This is a genomic window from Pinisolibacter sp. (assembly GCF_036782435.1).
Taxonomy (GTDB): Bacteria; Pseudomonadota; Alphaproteobacteria; order Rhizobiales; family Ancalomicrobiaceae; genus CALBKH01.
In genome coordinates, this window is record NZ_DAIPZB010000049.1 from 23451 (window position 1) to 33219 (window position 9769).

Here is a 9769-nt window from a genome sequence, read left to right on the forward strand (position 1 = left end):
CGCTCCGATACCGTCACAACCTCTGCGTCAAGGCTTCCCGATGCTTCCCTCAACGGATGACGCTTCGTCTGCGACTTGCGTCGAGCCCAAGAAGATCGTGATCTTCTACTCGTCCATCGGTAATGGACACATCAGTGCCGCCAAAGCCATTCGGCGCGCTCTGCTCGATCGGCAAATAGGTGCCCAGGTCGTCCTGAAGGACATCCGGTCGTTCATGAATCCGGCTTGGCGTGAACTCGACGAGCGTCTCTACTGGTTCATCGCGACCAATCTTCCGGAATGTTTCGACGCGCTGTTCCTGTCGTTCAAGCGGCGCGGCAATCAGACCGCTACGCTTTCCGACCTTCCCAACGACTATCCGGAAGACCAGGTTGCGCACTACCTTCAGGCGCTGGCACCGGACGCGATCCTCGCGACCCACTACGGCGCAGCCCAGGTGCTCGGAACGCTGCGGGGGCGTGGCCTGTTGTCGTCGACGCGGATCGGCTGGCTGCACACCGACTACTTCGAAGGCTACTTCCCGCGCATCTCCAAGCGAATCGACCGCACGTTTCTCGCCCATCCCGATCTGGAGGCGCGCTGGTTGGCCGCCGGAGTGCCGCCCGACAAGGTCGTCACCTCGGGGATGCCGGTCGACGTTCCCACCCTCGAGCGCAGCGTCCTTCGCCGAGGATTGCGCGACATGGGCCTCGCGACCGACATGGTGACCCTGCTGATCACCACCGGCAGAGAAGGGCTCGGCGATGCGGTCACGGCGATCGACAGCATCCTGCACGCCTGCGCGACGCCGATCCAGATCATCGTCGTCTGCGGCGCCAACACCGCATGCCGGGCCCAACTCGTCGAACGGGCGCAACATCTGCCCGACCACACGACGGTGGTGGCCCTGGGTCTGGTACCTCACGACCAGATGGTGGCGCTGATCGGTGCGGTCGATGTGCTGATAACCAAAGCGGGTGGACTGACGCCGTCGGAAGCCTTTGCCCTGGGAACACCCACGGTCCTCCTCGATGTGATCGGCGGTCACGAACGCGAGAACGCGGAAATGTTCACGCGTTCTGGTATGGCAGTCCGCGCATCGGACCCGACCACGATCGGCAACGTCGTTCGTGACCTCCTGGAAAGCCCGCCGAAACTCGACGCCATGCTCGAGGCGCAGAGCACCTTTCGCCGAAACATGCGGATCGACGAGATCGTTCGCTTCGCCTTCGACGACCGCTTCACGCCCATCGAATTGCCCTTCGACTTCGGCGCGGAGGACGGGACGCCGGTCGACGACGTCGACGAGGCGCTCGCCCGGCTCGACGTCGCCGCCCCCGCCGACATCGAGCTGTTGTTGTCCTACTCGACGGCGCGATCACCGCAACGCGTCGTCCTGGAAAATCCATTCGGCCACATCGCCATCCGCCTCGGGGCGGTCGTCTACAGCGCGAACCACATCGCCAAGCCGACCAGCGACCCGAACTTTCTCCAACATCTCGACCTGTCCGACTATCTCTACGGTACGGTCCGCCCGTCGTCGTCGCAGGTCCACACCAACACCTACGGGATGGCCTACGGCCGCGAGACGCTCGGCCTCCGCGTCGCGGGCGTCGACGCGAACCGGCTCGAGGCGATGCGATCCGAAGTCATCCGGATCGAGGACGAGTACCGACGCGGGGTACTGCATTGGGACCGCAGTCGTTTCAACTGCGCGGACGTCGTGGGCCGCATTCTCGCGCGAGCCGGATGGGACGATCGCACCCGGGGCGCTCGCGTCGGATTCCCCGCCATGCCGCTCGACGTGTTCGAAGCCGCGCGCACCGTCTTCACCGCGGATCCCAGCCTGCGGATCGATCTGGTCGCCTATCGTCAGGTGCCCGGCGCCAAGGCGAGTTATCGCTTCTCGCGCTTTCCGTTGTCGTTCGTCCAACCCTTGCGTTCGATCGCCAACATCCTGCGCGATCGAGCGAACGATCCACTGGAGAGCACCGTACATCACCAGGTCGGCAGCGTCCGGGGTGATCGCCGATTGACGGTCGACATTCTTCGGTCGCCCGCATCCGACTCGAAGCGACAGGAACAGACGCGTGACGAGACGACGATCGAACGAGCCTTCCTCGCCGATCTGCAGCGGCTGATCTCGGTCCACCTCGACGCTCTGTCGTTCAATTTCGAGCTTCGCAGTCCATCGAGACTCGACGACGAGTTTCGCAAACTCGTCGAAGGTGCACAGGAACTCCTGGAACGCGCCGTAGCACAGATCGACGCGATAGGGTCGCCCAATGCCCGGCGTCTACGAGAGATGTGCGATGTGATCCTCTCCATCCAACTTCGCTCGAGGGTGCTCGATGTCCAGACCATCGAGTCTGCTCGGTCCTCGGCGCGATTTCGGGCCTTTCGAAGCCGGATCAGGCAGACGTTCGAAGGCTTTGCGGCGTCGCCTACATGGCGAGCACGCGTCTGGTCTCGCGCATTGCGATGGCGCGTCTCGCGGCTGGCGGCCCTGGACACGTGGATCGGCGGGACAGATGAAGCCGATTGATACCGATCCGTTGTAGTTCCGACCTTCATCGGCGAAGGCAAGCCCGAACGGGCGCCGGCCGGTCAGGCCGCAACTCACGAAATTCGGACGAGTCCGGATTTCGTGAACTCGGTATGATCCCTGCTGTTGTCGATCTCTGCGCCCGGCACTCGGAGCGAGCGTGTCCCGTGAGGGGGGTAGCAGAGGGAGGGAAGTGCTCATCGGCGGAGCAGCGATGTGGTCGAAATCGCGCGCCCGCACTCGGATCTCGCCTCGTCGTGATCGGCGCCGTACCCCTTCAGGAACAACCAGATCGCCGCCTCGATCTGTCGATCCACAACAGCTTGCGGCAGCGGAGGCAGGCCGAGGGCGCGGTCGAAGGGGATCTGCCCCTGAAGCAGGGCCATGAACTGATCGGCGGCCAGATCCAGGTCTTCGATTTTCAACGCACCGTGCTCCGTCATCCGAGCCAGAAGCTTCATCAGGCGACGCTTCACTTCGGACGATCCTTCGGCTTCGAAGGCGAGCGCCAATTTCGGGAAACGGTGGACCTCTCCTACCAGCAACCGGTACATCGCCAAACCGTCGTCGTCCTGGAACAAGGCGATGAAATCATGCGCGAAGCGACGAAGCGTGCCGGATAGATCGCCGTCGAAGGTCTCGGGGATGCGGATGCGTGCGGCAAAGTCGGCACAGCTTCCGGTGAGAATCTCGGCGAACAGAATTTCCTTGCTGGCGAAGTGTGCGTAGAGCGTCGCCTTCGATACCCCTGCTGTCTTGGCGATGAGATCGGTCGAGACGGCATCATAGCCCTGTTCGAGAAACAGCCTGAACGCCGCATCGAAGATGAGCCCTACTTTCGAGCTCTTGGACTCCGTGCGCAGTGCCGAACCTTCCATCATCGTCCCACCGCCTTCCATACCGCGACCGGCCTCTCATCCAAAAGTGAACCGGTCGGTTCAATTCGAGCTTGACCAATTCTGCGCCGACGCGCATCTTCGTTCAAGAAAAACTGAACGGTTCAGTACTCTTTACGATTCACCTCTCCCTCCCCAGCCTCCGGTGAGCCATGCGACTCGTCCCCTCGCGACGTATCCCCCCCACTCGAACGTCGCATTTGTCGGTTTCGTCGTTCGGCCTCGTCGTCTTGCTCGGAGCCTGCTCGGTCGGTCCGGACTTCGCGTCGCCACAGGCGCCGGACGCCCAAGGGTACACCAGCGACGGTCGCGCCGCGAGCGCGGTCGGGACCGATGTCTCCGGGGGCGATGCTCAGCATTTCGTCAAAGGGCGAGATATTCCCGGGGAATGGTGGCGGCTCTTCCGCTCTCGCACGATCAACGCGATGGTCAGCGAGGCGATCCGCAACCACCCCGACCTCGAAGCAGCCCAGGCCGCGCTGCGGGCCGCCCGCGAAAACGCGCTGGCCGAAGGTGGGTCGCTGCTGCCGCAGGTGGGATTGACCGCCAGCGAGACACGAATCGGCGTATCACCTGCCCAGAACGGGATGCGCGGACCCGGCAGGATCTTCGATCTCTCGAACACCTCGGTCGCGGTCTCCTATGACCTGGATGTCTTCGGCGGCGAACGACGCAAGATCGAAGGGTTCGAGGCGGCGGCGGAATCCCAGCGCTTCCAGTTCGAGGCGACGCAGTTGGCTCTGACCGCCAATGTCGTCACCACGGTGATCCTCGATGCCTCGCTCCGCGCGCAGATCGCGGCGATCAAGGATATCATCCGTGCCGAGACCGAACAGCGCGACCTCCTGAAGGCGCAGTTCGGCCTCGGCGCCGTCGCCCAGACCGATGTGCTCCTGCAGGAGTCCAATCTGGCTCAGAGCAAGGCGACACTGCCTCCGCTGGAAAAAGCGCTGGCTCAGAACCGCAATCAGTTGATGGCCTATCTCGGCCGGCTGCCGTCGCAAGACCGCGGCGAACAGGTCGCGCTCGGCGATCTGCGCCTGCCCGGCGAATTGCCGCTCAGCCTGCCGTCGTCGCTGGTGCGCCAGCGGCCCGACGTCCTGGCGGCGGAAGAGAACCTGCGCCGTGCCAATGCCCAGATCGGTGTCGCCACCGCAGCCATGTTGCCGAAACTGTCGTTGTCGGCGGCTTTCGGCTCGCAGGCCCTTTCGCCGTCCGAACTGTTCGGTGCGGAGACCGCCGCGTGGAACGTGGCGGCCGGCGTGGCACAACCGATCTTCAAGGGCGGCTCCCTCCTGCATGGACGCGAATCGGCGATCGCCACGCGCGATCAGGCGGCGGCGCAATACCGCTCGACGGTGATCAAGGCGTTCCAGAACGTCGCCGATGCGTTGCGTGCCATTCAAGCCGACGCCCGGACGCTCGCCGCCCAGGTCGAAGCCGAACGGGTCGCGACCCGCAGCCTGGAGATCGCCCGTAGCCAATTCAAAGTGGGCGGCACCACCTGGACGACCGTGTTGACCGCCGATCAGGCCTATCAGTCCGCCCGCATCGCTCGGGTGAAGGCTCAGGCGCAGCGCCATGCCGACACGGCGGCCCTGTTCCAGGCCCTCGGCGGCGGCTGGTGGAACCGGATCGACGAGGGTCCCACGGCGCAGCCGCGCCCGATCGGTGAGATCTTCGCCGGAAGAGATTGATCTCGGGATCGCCGGGCGTTCCCCGGTTGCTCGGCCAAATGTGACGAATTCACGGGAGACGTCGTGATGTGGAAGCGCATGTTGCTCATGCTGCTGGCGGTCGGTGTGGTGTTCGGGGGGCTCGCGGGCTTCCAGATCTTCAGGACGGGCATGATCGCCAAGATGATGGCCGAGATGGCCAACCCGCGCCAGACCGTGGCCACGGCGGACGCTCGCCAGGAGGCGTGGGCGGATCGCTTCTCGGCGATCGGTTCGCTCCGGGCCAAGGACGGCGCCGAACTGGCGCTCGAGGCCAGCGGCATCGTCGATGCCATCGCCTTTTCGTCGGGTGAGCGGGTCGAAGCCGGCAAGGTCCTGCTGAAGCTCAAGTCCGACGACGATGCCGCCCGGCTCGAAGCTCTGCAGGCGACTCTGCGCCTCGGCCAGATCAACTACGATCGCGACGTCGAACAGCTCAAGATCAAGGCGGTGGCCCAGGCCACCGTCGATGCCGATGCCGCCAATCTGAGGAACGCCAAGGCCCAGGTCGACGCCCAGCGGGCGGCGATCGAAAAGAAGACGTTGAAGGCGCCGTTCTCCGGTCGCCTCGGCATCCGCTCGGTCGATCTCGGTCAGTTCCTGCCCGCCGGCACGGCGATCGTCACGCTGCAGGCGCTCGATCCGATCCACATCGACTTCTTCCTGCCGCAGCAGGCGTTGGCGCAGATCAAGGCCGGTCAACCGATCGCCGCACGAGTCGACACCTGGCCGAACGAGGTTTTCGAAGGCGCGGTCACCGCGATCAACCCCAAGGTCGACACCGCCACTCGAAACGTCCAGATCCGCGCCACCTTACAGAACCCCGGCGAGCGTCTGTTGCCCGGCATGTTCGCCCGCGTCGAGATCACCGTCGGCGCACCGAAGAGTGTGATCACCCTCCCGCTGACGGCGATCACCTCCAATCCTTATGGCGATACCGCCTTCGTCGTCGAAGGCGAGGCGCCGGAGCAGACGGTGCGTCAGATCTTCGTCAAGACCGGCGAGACGCGCGGCGACGTGGTGGCGATCGTCGCCGGCATCGAGGCCGGACAGACGGTGGTCACCGCCGGACAGTTGAAGCTGCACAAGGGATCACCGGTCACCGTCGACAATTCGATCGTGCCGACCGCGGATCCGGCGCCGACGCCGGTCGACAAGTGAAGATGGGGAACGGACGATGACCTTCACCGACATCTTCATCCGCCGCCCGGTGTTGGCCACGGTGGTGAGCCTGCTGATCCTGGTCCTCGGACTACGCGCCGTTTTCTCGCTGCCGGTGCTGCAATATCCGCGTACCCAGAATGCGGTCGTGACCGTCACCACGATCTATCCCGGCGCCGATCCCGACGTCGTCGCCGGCTTCATCACCACGCCGCTGGAGGGCGCCATAGCCCAGGCCAACGGCATCGACTACATGTCGTCGACCTCGACCTCGAGCGTCTCGACCATCACGGTCAATCTGCGGCTGAACTGGGACAGCGGCAAGGCGCTGACCGAGATCAACGCCAAGGTCAACTCCGTTCTCAATCAGCTCCCCAACGGCGCCGAACAACCGGTGTTGTCGCTGAAGGTCGGTCAGACCATCGACTCGATGTACATCGGCTTCCGTTCCGACATTCTCGAACCCAATCAGATCACCGACTATCTGGTGCGCGTCGTTCAGCCGAAGCTCCAATCGGTGGAGGGCGTGCAGACGGCGGAGATCCTCGGCGCCAAGAGGTTCGCCCTGCGCGCTTGGCTCGATCCGCAAAGGCTCGCCGCTCATCAGTTGACGGCCGCCGACGTCAGCGCAGCGTTGGTCAACAACGACTACATCGCCGGCATCGGTTCCACCAAGGGACAGATGATCCAGGTCAACCTCACCGCCTCGACGGCGTTGCATTCGGTCGCCGAGTTCCGCGATCTGGTGGTGAAACAGGTCGGCGGCGCCGTGGTGCGCCTGAAGGATGTCGGGGAAATCTCGCTCGGCGCCGACGACTACGACACCTCGATGATCTTCGGAGGCAAGCGTTCGATCGCCATCGGCATCCAGGTCGCTCCGACCGCCAATCTGCTCGACGTCATCGGCCGTGTACGCGACGCCATCCCGGCGATCCGCGCCCAACTGCCCGAGGGGTTGGAGGGCATCGTCCTCTACGATTCCACCGACTTCGTGAACTCCTCGATCGCCGAGGTGATCCGCACTCTGCTCGAGGCGCTGGCCATCGTCACGGTGGTCGTCTTCCTCTTCCTCGGCTCTTGGCGCTCGGTGCTGATCCCGGTCATCGCCATCCCGTTGTCGTTGGTCGGCACCTTCACGATGATGTTGATCTTCGGCTTTTCGATCAATCTGCTGACGTTGCTCGCCCTGGTGCTCGCCATCGGCCTCGTCGTCGACGACGCCATCATCGTGGTCGAGAACGTCGAACGCCATCTGGCCGAGGGCATGGCACCGTTCGGTGCAGCGTTGTCGGCGGCGCGCGAACTCGCCGGCCCGATCATCGTCATGACCGTGGTTCTGGTCGCCGTGTACGTGCCGCTCGGATTCCAAGGCGGATTGACCGGCGCGCTCTTCACCGAATTCGCCTTCACTCTGGTCGGCGCGGTGACGGTCTCGGCCGTGGTCGCCCTGACGTTGACGCCGATGATGTCGGCCCATCTTCTGGTGCCGCATGCTCGGCTCGGGCGTTTCGACCGTAAGGTGGTCGACACCATCGACGTGGTGATGTCCTGGGTCACCACCCGCTACCGCCGCATGCTGACGGGCAGTATCGACTATCTGCCGGTGACGGCGGTCTTCGCGGCGTTGATCTTGACATCGATCGGCTTCCTCTATGTCGGCTCCAAGAGCGAACTGGCGCCCGACGAGGATCAGGGCATCGTCATCGGCTTCGCCACGCCCTCGGCCAACGGCACGCTGCAGCAGCGCCAACTCTACAACAAGGGGATCTCGGATCGGCTGCTCGCCGTTCCTGAGACACAGACGGTATTCGAATTGAACCTGCCATCCCAGACGATCTTCGGCCACGTCCTGAAGGCCTGGGACCAACGATCGCGTACCGCCATGGCACTGCTGCCCGGCGATCAGGCGATCTTCGACGGCAACGCCGGACTGAAGACGGTGGCCTTCCTGCCGCCGGCGCTGCCCGGCGCCAACGGGTTGCCGATCCAGTTCGTCATCGGCACCACCAATGATTTCGACCAGCTCGCCGAAGTATCGAACCTGTTCCAGCAAGCGGCCCTGAAGACCGGCCGTTTCATCTTCCTCGACAACGATCTGAAGATCGACAAGAAACAGTCGACGGTGCTGATCGACCGCGAAAAGACGGCTCAACTCGGTCTGAAACTCTCCGACGTCGGCGGGGCACTCGGTGCGCTGATCGGCGGCGGTCACGTCAACTGGTTCTCGCTCGCCGGTCGCTCGTACAAGGTCGTCCCACAGGTCATGCAGCGCTATCGCCTGACCGCCGATCAGATCCTCGACACCTATCTGCGAGCCGGTGACGGCTCGATGATCACGCTCAGGACCGTCGCTTCGGTGGTCGACAAGACCGTGCCGGAATCGCTCAACCACTTCCAGCAGGTCAACAGCGCCACCATCGGCGGAGTCGCCTTTCCGGGTGTGACCACCGGCGAGGCCCTCGAGGCTCTGCAACAGATCGCCAAGGAGGTCCTGCCCCAGGGCTACACCATCGACTACGGCGGTCCGTCGCGACAGTTCGTGCAGGAATCGAGCGGGATGGTCGCGACCTTCCTCTTCGCCATCCTGATCATCTTCCTGGCTCTGGCGGCACAATTCGAGAGCTTCCGCGATCCCGTGATCATCCTGGTGTCGGTGCCGATGTCCATCGCCGGCGCCTTGATCTTCATCTTCCTCGGCATCGGCGGCGCGAGCCTGAACATCTACACCCAGGTCGGCCTGATCACCCTGATCGGCCTCATCTCCAAGCACGGCATCCTGATGGTCGAATTCGCCAACGAACAACAGGAGCACGGACTTTCCAAGCACGATGCGATCATCGAGGCGGCCGCCATTCGTCTTCGTCCGATCCTGATGACGACCGCTGCCATGGTGCTCGGCGTCGTTCCGCTGATCATGGCGACCGGCGCCGGTGCGGTTTCGCGGTTCGCCATGGGCCTGGTCATCGCCACCGGCATGTCGATCGGCACGATCTTCACTCTGCTGGTGGTTCCGGCATTCTACATGATGATTGCCGCGGACCGCTCGAAGGCGAAGGACACCGCCGAACGCGAGGGAAACATGGTGATCGCACACTGATACCCGTCACATGAAATTCCGCTGCGGCGGAATTTCATGTTGTCACGGCCCGACCGGCCGACGCACCCGCGCGATCGAACTCCTGGAACAGGTCGGCATTCCCTCTCCCGAGACCCGGCTCGAGGCCTTCCCGCATCGGCTCTGCGGCGGCATGAGCCGGCGCGTCATGATCGCCATGGCGATCGCCCGTTCGCCGTAATACCAAGGGCCGGAGGTGCTGACGCACCCGGCCTTTGAAGGAGCGCGAATTTCTCATTCGCATCAGGGGCATGAGAAATTCGCGTCAGGAATACCATCGGTCATTTTCAATGGCCGATGGTATAATGAGACCTGTGCGCGGATAGCCCTCGACGACCGTCTACTGACGTGATTCACT

General features: G+C 63.8%; 5 protein-coding genes and 1 pseudogene. 5 read left to right on the forward strand and 1 reads right to left on the reverse strand.

Annotated features, from left to right (window positions below):
* Positions 1–97: 97 nt before the first annotated feature.
* Positions 98–2524: an MGDG synthase family glycosyltransferase gene (locus V7Q42_RS17825; RefSeq protein ID WP_333825472.1), complete on the forward strand. Its 2427-nt coding sequence runs from the start codon at positions 98–100 to the stop codon at positions 2522–2524.
* Positions 2525–2721: 197 nt separating this feature from the next.
* Here V7Q42_RS17825 and V7Q42_RS17830 read toward each other — a convergent pair whose 3' ends face one another.
* Positions 2722–3405 (reverse strand): TetR/AcrR family transcriptional regulator, encoded by a 684-nt coding sequence (locus tag V7Q42_RS17830; RefSeq protein WP_333825474.1) that lies wholly within the window; start codon positions 3403–3405, stop codon positions 2722–2724.
* A 215-nt stretch (positions 3406–3620) separates the two neighbouring features.
* Between V7Q42_RS17830 and V7Q42_RS17835 the strand changes: the two genes are divergently transcribed.
* The 4 genes and pseudogenes from V7Q42_RS17835 to dppD form a co-directional block, all read left to right on the forward strand.
* Positions 3621–5117 (forward strand): efflux transporter outer membrane subunit, encoded by a 1497-nt coding sequence (locus tag V7Q42_RS17835; protein WP_333825475.1) that lies wholly within the window; start codon positions 3621–3623, stop codon positions 5115–5117.
* Between the two features lie 66 nt (positions 5118–5183).
* Positions 5184–6296, forward strand: a complete 1113-nt coding sequence (locus V7Q42_RS17840) for an efflux RND transporter periplasmic adaptor subunit (RefSeq protein ID WP_333825476.1) — start codon at positions 5184–5186, stop codon at positions 6294–6296.
* Positions 6297–6312: 16 nt separating this feature from the next.
* On the forward strand, positions 6313–9393 hold the full coding sequence (locus V7Q42_RS17845) for an efflux RND transporter permease subunit (RefSeq protein ID WP_333825478.1): 3081 nt from the start codon (positions 6313–6315) through the stop codon (positions 9391–9393).
* Positions 9394–9451: 58 nt separating this feature from the next.
* Positions 9452–9589: pseudogene (gene dppD / locus V7Q42_RS17850) on the forward strand (dipeptide ABC transporter ATP-binding protein DppD); the annotation flags it as partial.
* Positions 9590–9769 lie beyond the last annotated feature (180 nt).

What these genes read in the sequence shown, in the direction of transcription:
- V7Q42_RS17840 (WP_333825476.1), top strand. Translation starts at nt 5,184, where the DNA reads ATGTGGAAGCGCATGTTGCTCATGCTGCTGGCGGTCGGTGTGGTGTTC.
- V7Q42_RS17845 (WP_333825478.1), top strand. Translation starts at nt 6,313, where the DNA reads ATGACCTTCACCGACATCTTCATCCGCCGCCCGGTGTTGGCCACGGTG.
- V7Q42_RS17830 (WP_333825474.1), bottom strand. Translation starts at nt 3,405, where the DNA reads ATGATGGAAGGTTCGGCACTGCGCACGGAGTCCAAGAGCTCGAAAGTA.